General features: G+C 37.4%; 18 protein-coding genes and 1 riboswitch. Of the genes, 5 read left to right on the top strand and 13 right to left on the bottom strand.

Annotation, left to right across the window (positions count from 1 at the left end; genetic code table 11):
* Nucleotides 1-32: 32 nt before the first annotated feature.
* From MKY78_RS16015 to MKY78_RS15990, 6 genes are all read right to left on the bottom strand, one after another.
* Nucleotides 33-1,148 carry an IS4 family transposase gene (locus tag MKY78_RS16015; protein WP_339213018.1) on the bottom strand — a complete coding sequence of 372 codons (1,116 nt, stop codon included), beginning with the start codon at nt 1,146-1,148 and terminating at the stop codon, nt 33-35.
* A gap of 364 nt (nt 1,149-1,512) precedes the next feature.
* A complete protein-coding gene (locus MKY78_RS16010; protein ID WP_339214109.1) occupies nt 1,513-2,283 on the bottom strand; it encodes a phosphotransferase in 771 nt (256 codons plus the stop codon).
* Nucleotides 2,284-2,555: 272 nt separating this feature from the next.
* The gene (locus MKY78_RS16005; RefSeq protein ID WP_339214108.1) at nt 2,556-2,876 is read right to left on the bottom strand and encodes a hypothetical protein; all 321 of its coding nucleotides are present in this window, start codon (nt 2,874-2,876) and stop codon (nt 2,556-2,558) included.
* Nucleotides 2,877-2,983: 107 nt separating this feature from the next.
* The gene (locus MKY78_RS16000; protein WP_339214107.1) at nt 2,984-4,768 is read right to left on the bottom strand and encodes an acyl-CoA dehydrogenase family protein; all 1,785 of its coding nucleotides are present in this window, start codon (nt 4,766-4,768) and stop codon (nt 2,984-2,986) included.
* 187 nt (nt 4,769-4,955) lie between these two features.
* Nucleotides 4,956-6,131, bottom strand: coding sequence for an acetyl-CoA C-acetyltransferase (locus MKY78_RS15995; protein ID WP_339214106.1), 1,176 nt, complete (start codon nt 6,129-6,131; stop codon nt 4,956-4,958).
* Nucleotides 6,132-6,147: 16 nt separating this feature from the next.
* Nucleotides 6,148-8,547, bottom strand: a complete 2,400-nt coding sequence (locus MKY78_RS15990) for a 3-hydroxyacyl-CoA dehydrogenase NAD-binding domain-containing protein (protein ID WP_339214105.1) — start codon at nt 8,545-8,547, stop codon at nt 6,148-6,150.
* 781 nt (nt 8,548-9,328) lie between these two features.
* Between MKY78_RS15990 and MKY78_RS15985 the strand changes: the two genes are divergently transcribed.
* The 5 genes from MKY78_RS15985 to crcB are packed head-to-tail and all read left to right on the top strand — an operon-like array spanning nt 9,329 to nt 12,095.
* Entirely contained in the window at nt 9,329-10,090 is a 762-nt protein-coding gene (locus MKY78_RS15985; protein WP_339214103.1) for a metal ABC transporter ATP-binding protein, read from the top strand.
* A 16-nt stretch (nt 10,091-10,106) separates the two neighbouring features.
* Nucleotides 10,107-10,955, top strand: a complete 849-nt coding sequence (locus MKY78_RS15980) for a metal ABC transporter permease (RefSeq protein WP_186870959.1) — start codon at nt 10,107-10,109, stop codon at nt 10,953-10,955.
* Nucleotides 10,952-11,365, top strand: a complete 414-nt coding sequence (locus MKY78_RS15975) for a Fur family transcriptional regulator (RefSeq protein WP_339214101.1) — start codon at nt 10,952-10,954, stop codon at nt 11,363-11,365. The genes MKY78_RS15980 and MKY78_RS15975 overlap by 4 nt, the downstream gene beginning before the upstream one ends.
* Complete coding sequence (locus MKY78_RS15970) at nt 11,350-11,730, top strand: CrcB family protein (RefSeq protein ID WP_339214099.1); 381 nt, start codon at nt 11,350-11,352, stop codon at nt 11,728-11,730. Before MKY78_RS15975 ends, MKY78_RS15970 begins: the two co-directional genes overlap by 16 nt.
* A gap of 8 nt (nt 11,731-11,738) precedes the next feature.
* On the top strand, nt 11,739-12,095 hold the full coding sequence (gene crcB / locus MKY78_RS15965; RefSeq protein WP_339214098.1) for a fluoride efflux transporter CrcB: 357 nt from the start codon (nt 11,739-11,741) through the stop codon (nt 12,093-12,095).
* Here crcB and MKY78_RS15960 read toward each other — a convergent pair.
* The 7 genes from MKY78_RS15960 to MKY78_RS15930 all read right to left on the bottom strand — a co-directional run bounded on the left by MKY78_RS15960 (nt 12,078) and on the right by MKY78_RS15930 (nt 19,310).
* The gene (locus MKY78_RS15960) at nt 12,078-12,392 is read right to left on the bottom strand and encodes an SMR family transporter (protein ID WP_339214097.1); all 315 of its coding nucleotides are present in this window, start codon (nt 12,390-12,392) and stop codon (nt 12,078-12,080) included. The two genes, crcB and MKY78_RS15960, sit on opposite strands and share 18 nt — an antisense overlap.
* Complete coding sequence (locus MKY78_RS15955) at nt 12,392-12,733, bottom strand: multidrug efflux SMR transporter (RefSeq protein ID WP_339214096.1); 342 nt, start codon at nt 12,731-12,733, stop codon at nt 12,392-12,394. The genes MKY78_RS15960 and MKY78_RS15955 overlap by 1 nt, the downstream gene beginning before the upstream one ends.
* Nucleotides 12,734-12,835: 102 nt before the next feature.
* Nucleotides 12,836-12,925, bottom strand: a riboswitch (guanidine-I (ykkC/yxkD leader).
* Between the two features lie 20 nt (nt 12,926-12,945).
* Nucleotides 12,946-14,172 (bottom strand): hypothetical protein, encoded by a 1,227-nt coding sequence (locus MKY78_RS15950; protein WP_339214095.1) that lies wholly within the window; start codon nt 14,170-14,172, stop codon nt 12,946-12,948.
* Nucleotides 14,169-15,380: a hypothetical protein gene (locus MKY78_RS15945; protein ID WP_339214093.1), complete on the bottom strand. Its 1,212-nt coding sequence runs from the start codon at nt 15,378-15,380 to the stop codon at nt 14,169-14,171. Before MKY78_RS15945 ends, MKY78_RS15950 begins: the two co-directional genes overlap by 4 nt.
* On the bottom strand, nt 15,370-16,587 hold the full coding sequence (locus tag MKY78_RS15940; protein ID WP_339214092.1) for a DUF58 domain-containing protein: 1,218 nt from the start codon (nt 16,585-16,587) through the stop codon (nt 15,370-15,372). Before MKY78_RS15940 ends, MKY78_RS15945 begins: the two co-directional genes overlap by 11 nt.
* Nucleotides 16,584-17,528, bottom strand: coding sequence for a MoxR family ATPase (locus tag MKY78_RS15935; protein ID WP_339214091.1), 945 nt, complete (start codon nt 17,526-17,528; stop codon nt 16,584-16,586). Before MKY78_RS15935 ends, MKY78_RS15940 begins: the two co-directional genes overlap by 4 nt.
* Before the next feature lie 465 nt (nt 17,529-17,993).
* Nucleotides 17,994-19,310: a hemolysin family protein gene (locus MKY78_RS15930; protein WP_339214090.1), complete on the bottom strand. Its 1,317-nt coding sequence runs from the start codon at nt 19,308-19,310 to the stop codon at nt 17,994-17,996.
* Nucleotides 19,311-19,402: the final 92 nt, after the last annotated feature.

The raw sequence follows: 19,402 nt of genomic DNA, 5'->3' as shown, positions 1-19,402 counted from the left end.
ATTAGACCTGTGTGACAACGACAATTTGCTTATTAAGGGACGGATTTGCCTTCAATCTTTCGAAGCCAAATATGCGCTGGTTTCCATAATGCAGCCCTTAAATAACGGCTAATTTGTAGCGTTTTTCGCTTGCTTTTTGTTTCAATTTGCACAAGAACATGAAGGCAAAAAACAATAAGTGCGATAAATACTTGGTTTTGAATCGCCCATTCGCTCTGACCGTAAAACTTCTTAATGCTGAGATGTTGTTTGATCCATTTGAAGAACAATTCAATTGCCCAGCGTGATTTGTACATTTCTGAAATCTCTTCGGCACTTAAATCAAAACGATTTGTAATTAAATGGAGTTCATTTCCCTTTGAATCCAAGACCTTTATCAGGCGAAAATAATTTTCAGCACGGTTTTGTGTAGTACCAATTAAGACCATTTGGTCTGATAAAACAGGCATATTTTCGGGCAACTTAAAGTTGTAAACTTCCCGTATGACTGCGTTTTTCCGCAGCCTTGAAAGGAAAAAGTAGCCCTCGTCGGTCATGCGGTCAAAACGTTCGTAGTCTAAGTAACCACGGTCGAACACATACATGCATTCTTTGTCATCTACCATAATTTCAAGCTGGCCTCGGTCATGTTCTTTTGCAGTTGTCATTACGGCTTTTTCTGGGTAAGAAGTGCCTTTTTCCATAAATACAAGACGCAGATGCAGTTTCACTCCTGCCTTTGTTTTGCGGAATTTTGCCCATTTATGATTCGTCAAATTCAGTGGCAAAGTGCTAGAATCAATAATTTTTAATGGCATTACAAGTTTCGTATAATGCGTTTTGGCATGAATTTGTGATACTAAATCGAGAAACAGTCTTTGGAAAAGGTCGGGATTCAGCCCATTTAATCGTCGTGATAACTGAGAAATACTAATAGAATCAAGGTCGATAGCCCTTTGAAGCTTGTCATCGAAGAGGCAGTCACTTAGTGCATGAAGACTCTCGACTTCCTGTAGCTGTGCAAAAAGCAGTAACTTTAGGAACGACTCTGTCGTTAATTTTTTCGTATAGAAATCTAATTTCAATGTTTTCACCTGTTCTTCAAATAATTGAAAATTAATTGGTGAAAACCATTGTCCAAATGAAGTTTTTCGTGTAATCTTGTCCATGAGATTTGTCCTTTTTAGTGGATTTGGACGGGTTTACCACCTGACTTATCCATTATAAAGGACTTTTTCTTTGCGCAAAACAATAAAATTGAACATTTCGAGTATTTTTAATAATAAAATTAATTTAATGCAACGCTAGTGACTGTGATTATATGTTTTGTAACAAGATAGCTACATAGTTCTGATTGGATGCATAGCAAGAATAGGGAAACCTTCTAGTTATAAAAACGTTTGGTATCAATCTCTCCAAGATTTTAGTTGGCTCCCTACATATACCCTGTATGAATTGCCAAGTACATAATACCCTATCTTGTGAATAGTTCGGATCTAATTAGTTTGTCCATTTTATTTCAAACTACCCCGTCTAAAAAAACTCATAGAGCCCTTCATCAAAATAAGTATATTCTTCCTTTGAAACGTTATAGCGTGTGTATCCTTCATAAAAGGACTTTATCAACCCTTCGTTATCGATGAAACGACCAATCGCTAAAGACTCATCATAGCGGGGATCTCCTATCGTCATCCCTGCCACATCAATAAACATCTGCACTTTTCCATCTACAACTAAGACATTATCAGCAGTACAATCTCCATGGATGATGGTTTGGTTTACTGGTAGTGGTTTGGTAGATTTAAGCTTATTAAGGAGTTTTGCATTCCCGTCTGCCTCCCCCATTTCCAAATATCTCTCGGCCTTTATTAACTGATTCTCCAACCAATTTCCCTGATGATTAAATGAATCTACTGATTTAGTTTCATGAAGCTTCTGTAGCAATTCTCCAAAACCCTTCATTAATGCTTTCTTTTCTACTGTAGTACCTGCCATTTTCAATGCCGAAGTTAAGGTCATTCCAGCCTCAAATGACATGATTAAATGGCTTCTATCGGCTTCTTCTATATACCCATAATATGTAGGAACTGGGATCTCCGTATGGCTTACTAGCTTTTTTAAAACCTCTGCCTCGCTCTTTAACCATTCTCTATACTTCTCTTTATAAGACGTCTTCAATAGAAATCCATTACGTCCCGTAGTAATCCGCTGCACGCTAGACGTACATCCTTGGTTGGATAAAAGGGTAATGCTATTCACTTTACCCACAATTGCTTCAATCTCTTTTTTTAATTGATCATCCATCATTTTCACCCCATTTACGTTATAAAACGAAGGAATGGTTATCTAATTTTTCCATTCCTAATAGATTTCTTCTACCAAATTCCGAGCAGTCCATTGATTACCTTGCAATAGGCTTACTATTATAATAAAGTAAACGGCATTTAAAATAGAAGCCTCTTAGGTGAAAAATATGGCTTATCCTAAAAATACAGTTAATAAGGTCGACATAGCTGCGGGGGGATCTATCTAATTCATTTGTGGATGCGACCTTTCTGTGCTCACATGCTCCCCTTTCACAGATAGATGAGCCCTTTCTTCGCGTGAATGTGACCAATTCTCTTGTACATGCGACCTGTACTTGCTACATGCGCCCTTTTCACTGGTAGATGCGCCCTTTCTTCGATTACATGTGACCATCTCTCTTGTACATGCGACCTTTTCTCGCTTACATGCTCCCTTTTCACTAGCAGATGTACCCTTTCTTCGATTACATGCGACCATCTCTCTTGTACATGCGACCTGTACTTGCTACATGCGCCCTTTTCACTAACAGGTGAGCCCTTTCTTCGATCACATGCTCCCCATCCACAAATAGATGCGAACAACCTCCACATACATACTCCCTATCACCAGTAAACCCCATACCTAATGAAAAGCAACCCCGATATCGGGGTTGCTTTTCATTAGATATTATTTAACTAACGGTTAATCCTAGCGAAATTTACAATGTGTATTTTTCAGCTTCAATAATGCTTGCTGCAATTTCACGTTTCTTGGCAATGACATTTGTCGGTGTGTGGCGGGTTAGCTTACGTAAGGATGAAAGCATCATACGTAATGTATCGCCTTCCTCTACCGCAATTAATGTTTCCTTTGCATCTGCCTCGATACGGTTGAATGCCTCTTGAACATATACTTGAGTATAAAGTAGTTTTTGTTTATTCTTTTCGACTCCAGTAGCATTAATCGCTTTTTCAGTGCGGAGAATTGCGCTCTCCATATTGTACACTTCAGCGACCATATCAGCTAAGTTCACAAGGATTTCTTGTTCTTTTTCGATTTTTTGCATGTATTTTTGTGCAGCTAAACCAGCACCAAGTAAGACGATTTTCTTTGCATTCCTTAATAAATACTTTTCCTGTTCTAATGGTTCTGTACCTGGCTCCTCTGGCATTAGCATCATTAATTCCTCTTGTAAGCTCATCGCTTTTTGGAATAGAGGTAACTCACCTTTCATTGCTTTCTTGAGTAGTGTACCTGGAACAAGTAGGCGATTGATTTCATTCGTACCTTCGAAAATTCGGTTGATACGAGAATCACGATAGATACGCTCTACTTCGTATTCCTGCATAAAGCCATATCCACCATGCATTTGGACTGCTTCATCTGCAGCATGGTCTAATAGTTCGGTAGCCGTATATTTATTCATTGAGCACTCGATTTGGTATTCTGCAATTGCACGAGCAATTTCACGACCATCTTTTAATTGTTCTTCTGTTAATGCCCCCATGCGTTGCTCAAACAAGCCAACTGTACGATACACTGCACTTTCATTAGCATAAATTTCCGAAGCAATCGTAGCTAGTTTTTCTTGTGTAAGTGTGAATTGTGAAATCCGTGTATTAAATTGCTTACGTTGATTTACGTATTGGGTAGCCACCTCTAAAGCACGTTTCGCTCCCCCAACACCACCAATTGCTAGTTTATAACGTCCAACATTTAAAATATTAAATGCGATAATATGACCGCGACCTTTTTCACCAAGGAGGTTCTCTACCGGTACTTCCGCATCCTCTAAAATTAAAGTACGTGTGGAAGATGATTTAATGCCCATTTTCTTCTCTTCTGGTCCAGTAGAGACACCTGGGAATTCCCGTTCAACAATAAATGCAGTAAAATGCTCGCCATCGATTTTCGCATACACAACAAATACATCAGCGAAAGCGGAGTTCGTAATCCACTGTTTTTCTCCATTTAAAATATAGTGGGTTCCTGCTTCGTTTAATGTAGCCGTTGTTTTGGCACCTAATGCGTCAGAACCTGAGCCTGGTTCAGTTAACGCGTAAGCTGCAATCAGTTCTCCTGTCGCAAGCTTTGGTAAATATTTAGCTTTTTGTTGTTCGTTTCCAAAGAACACGATAGGGAGAGAACCAATTCCTACATGTGCTCCGTGCGTGATGGAGAATCCACCTGCTCGTGAAAATTTTTCTGTGATTAAAGACGAACTGATTTTATCAAGGGCTAGGCCGCCATATTCCTCTGGCACATCAGCACCTAGTAGTCCTAATTCCCCTGCTTTTTTCAATAGCTCTACTGAGTGTTCGAATTCGTGGTTCTCTAACTTTTCTACTAGTGGTAATACTTCACCCGCTACGAAGTCTTCTGTTGTTTTGACAATCATCTTATGTTCATCTGTGAAATCTTCTGGTGTGATAATGTCCTCGCCAGTTAAGTCTTCAATTAAGAAGGATCCACCTTTAAATAATTTTTCTTTTGTTTCACTCATTTTTAACATCCTCTCTTGGATATAGTTTCTTAATGGAATAAATATACTTTGCTCTGAACAAAAATTATTAAATATACTTGTTCCATCGAGTACTTACATACCGCAGGGAGGACTAATGTCTTTCCCTGCAGTACTCTATGTGAGTTAAAAAATAATATTACTACTGCATTGCCAAAAATCTACCAATCTACAATAATTCAAATACTCCCGCAGCTCCCATTCCGCCACCAATACACATGGTGACTACTCCAAACTGGATATTGCGACGTTTCATTTCGTAAGCTAGACTTAGCGTCAATTTGGTTCCAGTCATGCCTAATGGATGACCTAGGGCAATTGCACCACCATTAACATTTACTATAGATGGATCTAAATTTAGTGCTTGAATCACCCGAACAGATTGGGACGCAAATGCCTCATTTAGTTCGAATAGTCCAACATCTGATAAGCTTAACCCAGCAATTTCTAATGCCTTTGGTATTGCTTTAACTGGTCCTACCCCCATTATTTCCGGTTCGACACCAGCAACAGCGAAGGATCGGAATTTAACTAAAGGTTTTAAGCCTTCCGCTTCTGCCTTTTCCCTATCCATGACAAGTACGGATGCTGCGCCATCACTCATTTGTGAGGAGTTCCCCGCTGTAACGGTTCCCTTCACATGGAATGCAGGACGTAGCTTAGCCAATACTTCAAGGGTTGTATCAGGTCTTACACCTTCATCTGTATCAAATAAGAAAGTTTTCTCTTCTACCTTGTTATTTTTTCCAATAAAGCGTTCAGTCACTTCAACTGGAACGATTTCATCCTTAAACTTACCTTCTGCTAGGGCTTGTGCTGCACGCTTATGACTTTCTACCGCAAATGCATCCTGTTCCTCACGAGATATGCCAAAACGATTAGCCACTTCTTCTGCGGTATGCCCCATTCCCATGTAATAACCTGGTGCACTTTCTACTAAACTAGGGTTTGGTTTAATGACATGCCCTGGCATTGGCACTAGACTCATAGATTCCGCTCCACCTGCGATAATCGTATCACTAGCGCCAAGCATGATACGTTCTGAAGCATAAGCAATACTTTGTAGTCCAGAAGAACAATAACGGTTTATGGTGATACCTGGTACATCGTGCTTTAAACCAGCAATCCCTGCAATATTTCGGGCCATGTTCATTCCTTGCTCCGCCTCTGGAATGGCACAGCCAATTATTACATCGTCAATATTTCCGTCATATCCGCCAGCACGCTTCAATGTCTCTTTAATCGTTAATGCAGCTAAATCGTCTGGCCGTGTATCCTTCAATGACCCTTTTTTCGCTTTTCCTACAGGGGTTCTAGCACCTGCTACAATAACTGCCTCTCTCATCCAAACTTCCCCCTATCTAATTCCTTAATGGTTTTCCTTTTAATAGCATGTGTTGCATACGTGCTTGTGTTTTCGGTTCGGCAATTAAGCTTAAGAATGCTTCACGCTCTAAATCAAGCATTACTTGTTCATCAATTAATGTCCCTTCTTTAATCCTTCCACCGGATAAAACATATGCTAATCTTTCAGCTATCTTGACATCATGTTCAGATGCATAGCCACCGAATTGTAATGTTTTAGCCCCTAGTACCATAGCAGCATATCCCGCATCCCCTACAACTGGAATTTTTTCACGTTTAGGTGCCTGGTATCCGGCATTCGCTAATTCAAGTACACGCTGCTTGGCATCATAGATTAAATGATCTGGATTAACACTAATTCGATCATTTCTGTTTAAGAAGCCGATTTCCCTTGCTTCATCAGCCGAAGTTGATACTTTTGCCATCGCTACTTTTTCAAACACATCATTGGCAACCTTAGTTAAGTCAAAATCAATACCTTTTGGAAGATTACGAAGCTGCTTTAAATAAAGTTCCTTCGTTCCTCCTCCACCAGGGATTAGTCCGACACCAAACTCCACCAGTCCAATATAGGTTTCTGCTGATGCTTGAAGCGCTGCTGCTGGTAGGGAAATCTCAGCCCCACCGCCAAGCGTCATATTAAATGGTGCTGCGACTACCGGCTTGTCAGAATACTTGATCGTTGTTCCCATGTCCTGGAACATTTTCACAACCATATCCAACTCAAAGAAGTTATCATCTTGTGCTTCCATTAGCATTAAAGCTAAGTTAGCACCGACACTAAAGTTCTTTCCTTGGTTACCAATGACAAGACCTTTATAATTTTTATTTACTTCTTCAATTGCATAATTCACCATTTGAATTGTATCAAAGCCAATTGCATTACTTTTCGAATGGAATTCGAGTAAAGCAACACCATCTCCGATATCAATTAAGCTTGCTCCTGAGTTTTTCTTTATGACACCATTAACATCTTTTAAGCGTTTAATGTTAATTTCTTTTGGATTAAATTGTTGTAGCTTATATTCACCTTTTTCAAAGTAATAAACATTTCCATTATCATATTTATAGAAGGAATCATTTCCTGCTTCCAGTAGCTCTAACACCCAATTCGGTACGGTTTCTCCTTCTTCCTTCATACGTTCGACAGAAGCTCGTAAACCGATCGCATCCCAAACTTCAAATGGTCCTAATTCCCATCCGAATCCCCACTTCATCGCTTGATCAATTGCGACAATATCATCGGCAATTTCTCCTACGAGCTCAGCGGAATAAATTAATGACGGCTTTAAAATATTCCAAATCAAGTCACCGGCACGGTCACCTTTCGCGGATACAAGCGCTTTCAATTTGTTGCGAGATCCTTTTGCCTGCTTTGCCAGCTCTACAGCAGGAGTTTTCAATTTCTTACGTTCTACATATTCCAGGGTTTCAGGATTTAACTCATAAATAACACTTCCATCTTTTCCTTTTTTCTTTAAGAAAAATCCTTGGCCACGCTTAGCTCCTAACCAACCGTTTTCTTGCATCTTTAACATAAATTCTGGAATATCAAATACATCTTTCTCAGCACCTTCTACTTGCTCATAGACATTACGAGCAACATGTACGAAAGTATCTAATCCTACTACATCTAGTGTTCGGAATGTAGCACTTTTAGGTCGTCCAATTAACGGTCCTGTTACCGAGTCTATTTCCCCTACACTATAAGAACCTTTAAGCATTTCTCTCACTGTTACTAACAATCCATACGTACCAATTCGGTTAGCAATAAAGTTTGGCGTGTCCTTAGCTTCTACAACACCTTTTCCTAATACATCTTCACCAAATTGCTTCATAAAGTGAAGTACTTCAGGATCGGTATACTGGGTAGGAATCACCTCTAACAACTTTAAATATCTTGGTGGATTAAAGAAGTGTGTACCAAGAAAATGCTTTTGAAAATCTTCTGAACGTCCTTCTACCATTGCTTCTACAGATATTCCGGACGTATTAGAACTTACAATAGAACCTTTCTTTCGATACTGATCCACCTTTTCAAATACAAGCTTCTTAATATCAAGCCTTTCCACTACTACTTCAATTACCCAATCCACATCTCTTAATTTTTCCATATCATCATCCATGTTACCGATTTCAATTAGGTCTAAGCTTGCTTTGGATGTGATAGGTGATGGCTTTTGCTTTAATAACGCCTGTTTACTTTCAGCTGCTATTCGGTTCCGTACAGACTTGTTCTCCAGGGTAAGTCCTTTTTGCTCTTCTTCCTTCGTTAATGCTCTTGGTACTATATCAAGCATTAAAGTTGGAATGCCAATATTGGCTAAGTGAGCAGCAATTCCGGATCCCATTACTCCCGAGCCTAAGACAGCAGCACGCTTGATTGTTCGCTTCATATTTTGTCCCCCAATCACATTTGAATGAATACTCATTCATTTTATGGTAAAAATTTAAGGACAGTCTCCTATCCATCTATACTAACTATAAAATAAATTCTGATATTTCGCAATAACCAATTCGAGAATTCCATCATTTTTTCTAAGACTTCCCAACATCCTTGTAATAATCTGAATAGGTTAGCAGAGTTGTGGTACATTACAAAAAAGCTACAATTTCATTAATCGTAATCATTCCTATTTACAAATTGACACCTGTTACGATATGATATATTTACTACAGGATAAGGTTTTAATCAAAGCATCTACTATCTTAATGAACACGAGCAACTTTATCTTCTAACTTATTTCAAACATTACGCAAGCAACCAATGACCATAACAAAAGCCCGATTTAGCTCGTGCTAGAGGGTTTATTTATATGAGCATACGTATTGGAAGATTTGATCGTGATAGTTGCCATAATCATAGTCCATTCCTACAATGATGGAATGGACGCGGAATAGTTTACTGAGCAACTCGCATTATAATGTAAACCCTATAATGTATCGTCAGCATGAGTATTGCTTCAAAGAAATTTATTATTACACAAGCACTAGCAAGTGGTGTACAATATATCATATTTGAGTACACCTAGTCGAGTTAGTATGTAAGATTATCCAAAACTATCTTGGTGTTGAGTAATAATACTATCGAATCGAAAAAAATACTCCTAGTAACAAGGATTATTTCCTATAATACAGTATGATCATAAAGCAAGCCAATGAAAGGACGCTTAATATATGAGTAATCATTCCATTATTTCATTAAAGAATATTAGTCATTCCTATGAAAAAAGAACCGCCATACTTCAAGATGTCAATTTCGAGCTACGTAAGGGAGCTTTTGTTGGCCTGCTTGGCCCAAATGGTGGAGGAAAGACAACACTTATTAAAATTATACTAGGGATGACAAAGCCTGACCGTGGAACTGTAACCCTATTTAACAAGCCAATGGAGGAATTTAAAGAATGGAGTAAAATTGGTTTCGTTTCGCAAAAATCTAATTCCTTTAATAAAGGCTTCCCTGCAACGGTGTATGAAGTCGTTTCGACAGGCCTAACAGGTAAGGTTGGTTACTTTAAATTTTTTAAACAGAAAGATAAAGAAAAGATTTTGGCTGCTATTGAGGCAGTTGGGATGAGTGAATACACTTATCAAAATATCGGGAATTTATCAGGTGGTCAGCAGCAACGAATTTTCATAGCCCGTGCATTAGTGAGCGAGCCTGAACTCTTAATATTAGATGAGCCTACGGTGGGAATCGACTCAGAGAATGTACAACGCTTCTACGAATTATTACATGAGTTGAATCAAACAAAGGGAATTACATTGTTCCTCGTAACACATGATACTGGAACAATGACTAAGTATGCGACTGATATTGTTTGCTTAAATAAGACCCTTCATTTCCATGGTAAGCCAGAAGAATATGCAAACTTAACAGAAAAAGAGATGTCAAAACTGTATGGTCACCCGGTGAGTATCGTCTCACACGACCATTAATGTTGGAGGAGAACTAATGATAGCAGATTTAATGACATATGATTTTTTAAGACAAACTTTTTTAACTGGGATTTTGATTGGAATTATTGCACCACTTCTTGGAACCTTCATTGTTGTTAGAAGGCTATCATTGATTGCAGATGCTTTATCCCATGTTACACTATCAGGAATTGCTTTTTCTTTATTTATTGAAAAGAAATTTGCATTTTACATGCTACCACCATTATATGGTGGATTACTTTTTTCCGTACTTGGTTCTATCTTTATAGAAAAATTACGCAGTGTCTATAAAGCATATCAAGAAATTGCAATACCAATTATCCTCTCTGGGGGAGTAGGATTAAGTGTTATATTTATCGCTTTAGCGGACGGCTTTAACACGGAACTGATGAATTACCTCTTTGGTTCTGCATCAGCTGTTAGTAAATCAGACTTTTTTACAATTTTAATTATTACTGTCTTTGTATTATTTATTATTACAATCTTTTACAAAGAACTATTTACGCTATCCTTTGACGAAGAACATTCAAAGGTATCCGGAATTCACTCGAAACAAATACATCTATTATTTATAATCTTAACTGCTCTAGTAATTGCTGCTTCCATTCAAATTGTAGGTGTATTATTAGTATCTGCCTTAATGACTTTACCAGTTGCTGCTAGCATGCGCATTGCTAAAGGTTTTAAACAGATGATGTTTTTAGCTATTGCATTTGGTGAATTAGCTGTTATGATAGGATTAATCTCAGGTTATTATTTAAATATCCCACCTGGTGGTACCATTGTTATGGTAGCGATTATAATATTACTATTAAGCATCGCCTATAAACGACTACAAGAATCAAAAATGGGGGCTAAACAATGAATACCTCGGAAGCAATTGAATTATTAAAGGAAAAAGGCTATAAAACTACTGGAAAAAGAAAAGATATCTTAAGCTACTTTGAAAATGCTGATGGCTATCGTACAGCGAAAGAGCTGATACAGCATTTAGAAGAAACCTATGAGGGTATTAGCTTTGATACCATTTATCGTAACCTACACTTGTATAATGAAGTTGGTATACTAGAAGTAACAGAATTAAATGGTGAGAAGCATTTTCGTATGAAATGTGCTAGTCACCATCATCACCACTTTATTTGCAAGGATTGTGGGAAGACAAAAGAGATTGAAGTATGTCCAATGGATGATGTTAGAAGATCCCTATCTAACTATGAAATTGAAGACCATAAATTTGAGATTTACGGGTTATGCCCAGAATGCCAAACCGTATAAAGCTTTATCTTGCTGTAGGCATTGGTGGCATGCTCGGAGCTTTAGGTAGGTATATGGTTTCAGTGCTATTTACTAGTGCCTATCTATTCCCTTTTGGCACCTTACTGGCCAATTTAATTGGCTGCTTCTTTCTAAGCTATCTACTTCACAATGCATTCATCAAGAGTAGACTGTCAACTATTGTATTCACAGGACTTAGCACTGGATTAATTGGTGCTTTTACCACCTTTTCTACTTTTGCAGTAGAAACAATCCAACTAGTTTATCAAAGCTATTTACTCGCTATCACCTATGTACTATGCAGCGTAGGCGGTGGGTTACTATGTTGTTATATCGGATATCGAGTTGCTCATGTTAAAAGGTAGGAATCAATATGAATATCGTGTTTATTTGTTTAGGAGGATTTATAGGGAGCATCCTCCGTTTTTATATTTCTCAAAAACTGAATAAACGATTGATTGGCACCTGGATCGCTAATATTACCGGTTCCATTTTACTAGCGATCACGATTTATTTTTATTCTATTCATGTATTAACGGAAGCTCTTTGGTCCTTACTCGGCATAGGTTTTTGTGGTGCTTATACGACCTTCTCCACATTTGGAAATGAAGTCATTCAATTACTACTTTCAAGGAACTACAAAACAGCCGTAGCGTATAGTTTGACATCCTTACTGATTACTATTTTAGCTGTTTTCATCACACTATTTATGCTAGGATATCAGCTTTAATCCAATTGCTGCAGTAAGTACCATACAAATAAATAGAATCCGTAAGTAATCCTTTGATTCATGATAAAAAATCATCCCAACTAAAACACTACCAACAGTACCGATACCGGTCCAAATGGCATATGCTGTCCCCATAGAGATCGATTGCATCGCGATAGCTAAAAAGATAAAGCTTAAGGAAAAACCACCAATCAATATCGAAAAACTCGCAACACTTTTCTTCTTATTGACTTGGCTAATCCCGGTAACACCAACTACTTCTCCAACACCTGCAATAACAAGATATATCCATTCCATTATGATGGCTCCCCTTCCTTATCAACTGGCTTTGTGACTACTTTTAAGCCAATAACACCAACTAATAGTAAAGCAATTAATCCTACCTTTATGAGCTGAAAAGGTTCCCCAAATACAACCATTTCAACACATACGGTTCCTGCCGTTCCCATTCCAGTAAATACAGCATAAGTAGTACCGGTCGGTAATTTACTCGATGCAACTACTAGTGCATGCATACTGATGTAAATAGCTATGATGGTTAATCCCCATGTTAACGCTGTATTGGCATGCTTTAAGCCGACAACCCAACCAATCTCAAATAACACACCTAGCCATACTAAATTCCAATACTTATTCACTATTATCCTCTCCTTAAGAAAAGCACCAGAATGCTTGTAAGACATCCATTGCTTATAGGTGACTGCTCCATATGAAAAAGCCCGGTGAAGATATCATCGATATCCTCCCGGGCTTTTGTCCCTCCGTGTACACTTTCGTGCGTTTTCTCTCGGACCAGACCCTAATTTGGCGGAACCCTAGAAAACTTTCTATTTATATTATGCCATATTTATCATTCTTTTTCTAGTTCATTTTCCTTGTGCGTTTCTAAGTACTGTGCAAATCGCTTTAATGTTTCTTTTAATTCTTGTTCTTCTTCTGCTGAAGTGTTTAAGTCCCCGTATCGAACCTTTTGATAAACTTGTAGATCCGCTTCTAGCCCTATACGATGAAACCAATTTTCAATGGACTCATGATGTAGCCTTGCAAGGTCTAATTTAGCTGCTTTCTTCTCAAAATCATAAACTAATCTCCTAATTGGATTACCTGGTTTTTTTCCTTTTTTCCTATTTCCTTTATTACTACTACTCTTATAACTAGCTAATGCTTCCTCTCTAATTTCAAATCCTAAAGCTTCATCATGCTCCACATCTTTTGCTCTTTCCTTAATTGCTTTATATAAGATTATGACAAAGGCAATGATAATAATTCCCAGCAAGACAAACATGATAATATCCATACTAATACCTTCATGCTGTTCGAAAACAGGCATTTCCCCCGCTTCTTCTTCTTCAAAACCACCTATTTCAATAGGTTCCATTTCATTAATTCCTTTATTAAAGAAAGCACTTAATCCAAGGAATTCAAAAAAGCGAGCTATACCTCCGACCAATATAGTTAATACATTACCTAACCCACTCCATAGACTTGCTGCCATCGTTGTCAGCAAGTCTGATAACATATAAACTGCTCCAATTACGATGGCAAAAAAACTCCCCCATTTAAACCATTCTGAACGATTTATTGCTCTTCGTTTTTCCATTTCAATAACGAATAAATGACTTAGAATATAGCCTAATAGAACAATAGCAATCTGGACAATAAGAAAATTAATTACTTCAAAATTACGTGTAATAAATAATCCAAGCAAGCTAAGCAAAATGGTCGCTCCGACGTAAGTTGCTTCATTTCCAATAAATGCATTACTTCGAATGGCAATATACCGCCATACGAATAATACTGAGAATATAATACTTACTAGTAGGGGATAGCCGACGAAATAAAATAGTAGGAGTAGAAATGGTAATGAAGTCAAATATGGTGCATAATTTTTTATATATTTAGAGACGAAAGAATACACCAAGGCAACCCCTATAGTAATTCCTAGATAGCTCCACATCGAAACATTCTCATAATAAGAGTAAGAAAATGGTAATAACACTAAATATATGATGATTGCCTCACTCATAAAATGGTATGCATAGGTTACATAAAACTGTTTTACGTGCAATGTTGTCATCTCCGTAACGATTTTTTATCAAAAAGAACATCTTCCACCATCTTTAATTGCTTCTTTAATATCTGTTGGTCCTCTACATTTACTAGCTGGTTTCCATAGCGAACCTGTTGATATATATTAAAATTAGCATCTATCCCGACACGATGAAACCAATCCTCAACGGTCTCGTACGGTTTTCTACCCTTGTTGTATTTAACAGCTTTTTTTTCAAATTGAAAGACCATCTTTCTAATAGGATTATCAGGCAACTGCTTTTTACGATTCAATAGTGGTTTTCGCAAGTTCTCTTCTTCTGAATCCTCTCGATGTATATGAATCGGACTTTGTGGTTTTCCAACGTCTACTGGTGTTTTGTCTAAACGATTCTTCACTTGATTTTTTAATATAGAAAATATAACTAACACGAGAACAAGAATTAACAGTAGCCCGACCGCTAATACAACGATCCCGGAAATTTCTTCTATTACATTATATTCTGGTAGTTCATTATAATATCCATCACCATGTTTGGCCTCATCTGGTGTCTGCTCTGGCCATCCTCGCTTTTCCACTTGCCAAAAGCTTAGTAGATTAGAGAAACCAAGAATCGTACCTCCAACTAAGTTAATTATTCCAGTCCAGATTGCAACTGTCATATAGCGAAGAGCAGGATAAGCTACGAAAAATAACACTGCACCACCAACTAATAGACAAAGAAAGTAGAACGGTATTTTTCGATCGATATCCTTTCTATCATTTTTTCCAACATGCACCAAATGACTAGCAATATACCCCAAAAACAACAAAACAAATTGTAGGAATGGATAGATCATCATTTCACTGTCATGAACGAATATACTTACATAAATAGTCGCAATCACAGTTAATAATATATACAGCGACTCTCTCTTTACAACTTGTTGCTTTCTAATAAATACATAACTCCATATAAGTGAAACAGTAAAGAGAATACTAATTAAGAATGGATAGTCTAATAAGTAAAATGCGACAAAAACAATAGGTGCCATCAGAAAATAAATAAGCCTATTTGCATTCTTCCATGTTAGAAAAGTAAAAAGTAGGCAGATTAACGTAATAATCCCCAAATAACTCCAATATGGAACGAAAAAATACCGATGATAAAGGACTGGCAAGAAAACCATAAAGATTAGAATTGCTTCACACATAAATTGGTAAGCATAGGCAATAAGTGGATGATTATGTTGCATTTTTCATTGCCTCCCTTGCCACAGGCCGAATAGTAGCTCCTCCTTCTCCCGCCACTACCTGATAGATACTATTTTGCACTTGTTTCCATGAACTCATCATTTCCATGGAACCACTTGTAAGGTCACCGATAAAAATAATTGTCTTCGGTTTTATAAATTGCTTTCCAATATGAAACATCATGTTATTAAATGGTAGGATAGGAGCCTGCTTATGTATCCGCGCTAGCATTTCTAAAGCATGCATGTAATGTGTTTTTCCTTCTCCTTCATGTAAGTGAACATATGGAATCTTACCAGGCTTTCTAGCATTAATATAGATTTCAAAAGGTATACGCATTTTTGTCGCATATTCACTTAAATATGCTGTATAGGATAGTAGATTTTCTAAGTTTTTATTAAAACTCACCATATTTTTATCGTTTTCTGTACTTAGGTTAACAATAAACACAAATGTCCGATCTACTACCTTTTCATAAATATTGGTCTGCATTTTTTGTGTTTTTACAGTAGCTTTCCAGTTAATTTTGTGAAATGGGTCACTGTAACTATAGTCACGTGTCCCTAATGGACTTTGTACATCCTCAAATGGAGAGTAATTCAATCTGCTATCCCCAGGCATCATATGAAATACCGCATTAACCCCATTGACTGGCAATAATTTCGGATACACAATAAATTCGGTCTGATAAAAATCATAATAACGCAATCGCATTCTACTAAAATTAAGCAGGTGCGGAAAATCATATGTAATATTTTTTACTCTAGCTACACCTCGTTGCTCTGCTCGAATCGGAAATTCTAATACGGTTTTCTTCTTCTGAATGATAGAAAGTGGTAGCTGTAACTCTTTCCAATAATCCTTATCTTTTTTCGCTAGTGTATATGCTTTAACAGCTGATCCAATTTGAAAAGAAAATTCCCCATTGATAAGTGGAAACATAGATCTATTCTCGATTTCAAAAGTAAAGCTTTCTTCTTCTCCAGGGAATAGCTTAATCGTTCTTGTATTATTCTTTAAGTTTAAGCTTCTTACAATGCTTTTATCATAAATCTTATACCCTATTAAATATGCTGCAAAAATACCAACAGCAATAAAGACTACAGCAGAACGGAAGATAACACCGATAATAAAGAACACCAATACGGCTAGAAGAATATACTCAAAGCTTCGGGAATCCCCTGTTCCCGCCTCCTTCCTCCACCTCATTGTGAAACTGCCCCTTCTTCAACTGGTACTGGAACTGCTTCTAATATTTCGTTTACTACTTGTTCTGCAGTCTTTTTTATGGAGCCTTCCATTGTTAATATTAGACGATGTTCGAAAACATATGGGATAAGCGTCTTAATATCATTAGGTGTTACATATTCTCTTCCTTGCAAATAAGCACGAGCTTGACTTGCACGCATCAACGCAAGCATTCCACGTGGAGAAATTCCCAACTCCACTTCATGATGATTTCTAGAAGCATGCACTAAATCTAGTAAATAATCATTTACTACTTCTGAAATCATGATTTGTTTAATTTCTTGTTGGATCGTACGAATTTCTTCTAGTGATAATACAGCATGAATGGCGTCATATGGATCGTTTGTACGGTAGTTGGATAGAATTTCCTTTTCTTCCTCTTTTGTTGGGTATCCTATGTTTACTTTAAATAAAAAGCGGTCCAACTGTGCTTCTGGTAACGGAAATGTTCCATAATTACTTTCTACCGGGTTCTGCGTAGCGATTACGATAAATGGAGACTCAATTTTTATTGTTTCACCATCAATAGTAGATTGGTACTCTTCCATTACCTCTAATAAACTAGATTGCGTTTTCGGAGTAGCGCGGTTAATCTCATCAGCGAGCAATACGTTCGATACAACTGGTCCTACCCGTAATTCAAATTCCTGTGTTTTTGGGTTGAAGAAGCGAATACCCGTAACATCACTTGGTAATACATCTGGAGTAAACTGTACACGACTAAACTGACCATCCATTACCTTTGCAAAGCTTTTCGCAAGCTTCGTTTTACCTGTTCCAGGAACACTTTCTAATAAAACATGCCCCCCAGCAAATAAAGCAGTGAATAGCAAATCAATCACATCTTCTTTTCCATAGATTACACGATTTAATGCTTCTTTTGCTAAACTTATATTCTCCATTCTCTAAATCCCCCTAAAAATTACAATTATTAGATAATTAATGTTATTATAACATGTTTTACTAATTTTTTACATAATAGTTGGGAACATTCCTATCCTTTTACAGATAATATTACCCAGTTTAACTTGGTACTACGAAAGATTTATCCTATAACAGTAGATAAGTTTCGCGCGAGATAGGGGGAAAATCGCGCGACTTAGAAAAATTTCGCGCGACAGAAGGAGAATATCGCGCGGCAATGGATAAATTTCGCGCGACAGGTCCAACCTCGCGCGAAAAGTTAGAATACCCGCGCGAAATAGAAGTGAAGTCGCGCGAAAAATGAGAGTCCCCGCGCGAAATGGAGAGTAACTCGCGCGAAAAAGCAGCAATCTCCGCGACCTCGGAAGTAAAACCCCGCGGCAGAATTAAATTCAAATAAAAAAACACACTGTGATTAACCTCACAGTGCATTCCGAAATCTTCTATTCCTCAACATCATCTTCCGTATCAGATGTAGATTCTTCAGGTCGAATGATGCGTATTTTCTTCACTTGATACCCGTCAATTTCTTCCACGATAAATCGGTAACCTTCATGCTCCACCGTCGATCCTACACTTGCTTCAACTGTATGATTGATAATCCAACCAGCAATGGTATCTACTTCCTCTTCATCTAAGTCAAAGTCAAAGTACTCATTAATTTCATATAACAACACTTTACCATCTACTAAGATAGATCCGTCTTCTAATTCTTCAATCATTGGTGTTTCGTTTGCATCAAATTCATCACGAATTTCACCAACAATTTCTTCTAGAATATCCTCAACCGTGATTAAACCAGCAGTACCACCATACTCATCCACAACTATTGCCATATGAATTCGTTCCTTTTGCATTCTTAACAAGGCTTGCTTAATCGGTGTAGATTCCGACACGTGAAGAATTGGACGAATATGTGGTTCAATGGATTCTTTTTCGCTTGTAATATGACCAGTAAATAATTCTTTTATATTAATTAATCCTATAATATGGTCCTTATCCCCATCCGCTACCGGATAACGAGTATATTGACCATCACGGATAACATTTATATTGGTTTCATAGCTATCTTCTTTAAAAAAGCACACCATTTCTGTACGTGGAACCATAATCTCTCTAGCAACACGTTCATCAAATTCAAAAATATTGTTCACGTACATCATTTCAGCTTTATTAATCTCACCATTTTTGTAGCTCTCAGAAAGGATTAACCGTAGCTCTTCCTCTGAATGGGCATCGTTTTCTTGTATAGATTTTAATCCAAATAAACGAACTATTAATTTTGCAGTGATATTTAAAATGAACGTAATAGGATATAAAATAAATCGAACTAATAATAAAGGCTTTGCTACAAATAAAGCAATTGGCTCCGCTTTATTCGTTGCAATCGCCTTCGGAACTAATTCGCCGATTACAACACGGAAAAATAGCACGATGAAAAAGGCAATAATAAATGATAAGAAACCAGCTAAACTAGCCGAATCAATATTCTCAAAAAAATGATGAAAGGCTTCTTCTATAGAACTTTTCCCAATCCAACCAAGTCCTAATGCCGTCACCGTAATCCCAATTTGGCATACATTAATATAAGCATCCAAATTGTCACCGATTTTTTTTAAGCTAGCCGCCCTCGAGCTGCCTTCTTCAATCAATTGGTCTATTCGACTAGAACGGACCTTCACAATGGCAAATTCGGTTGCTACAAAGAATGCAGTTAAAAGAATCAATGCAGCAACCAAAAGTAAGTTAACTATATCCAATTAGTATCCTCGTATCTTTAGATACGGAGGATTTCACCTCCTGATTTGTCTTTAAATTATACCGTTCTATTTCGCAGATGATCCATCCTCTG

Origin of the sequence: Ornithinibacillus sp. FSL M8-0202 (assembly GCF_037975285.1) — a bacterium.
In the GTDB taxonomy this organism is placed as follows: Bacteria; Bacillota; Bacilli; order Bacillales; family Amphibacillaceae; genus Ornithinibacillus; species Ornithinibacillus massiliensis.
The sequence above is the reverse complement of the archived record's forward strand: the minus strand, read 5'-3'. Positions and strand labels throughout refer to the sequence as shown.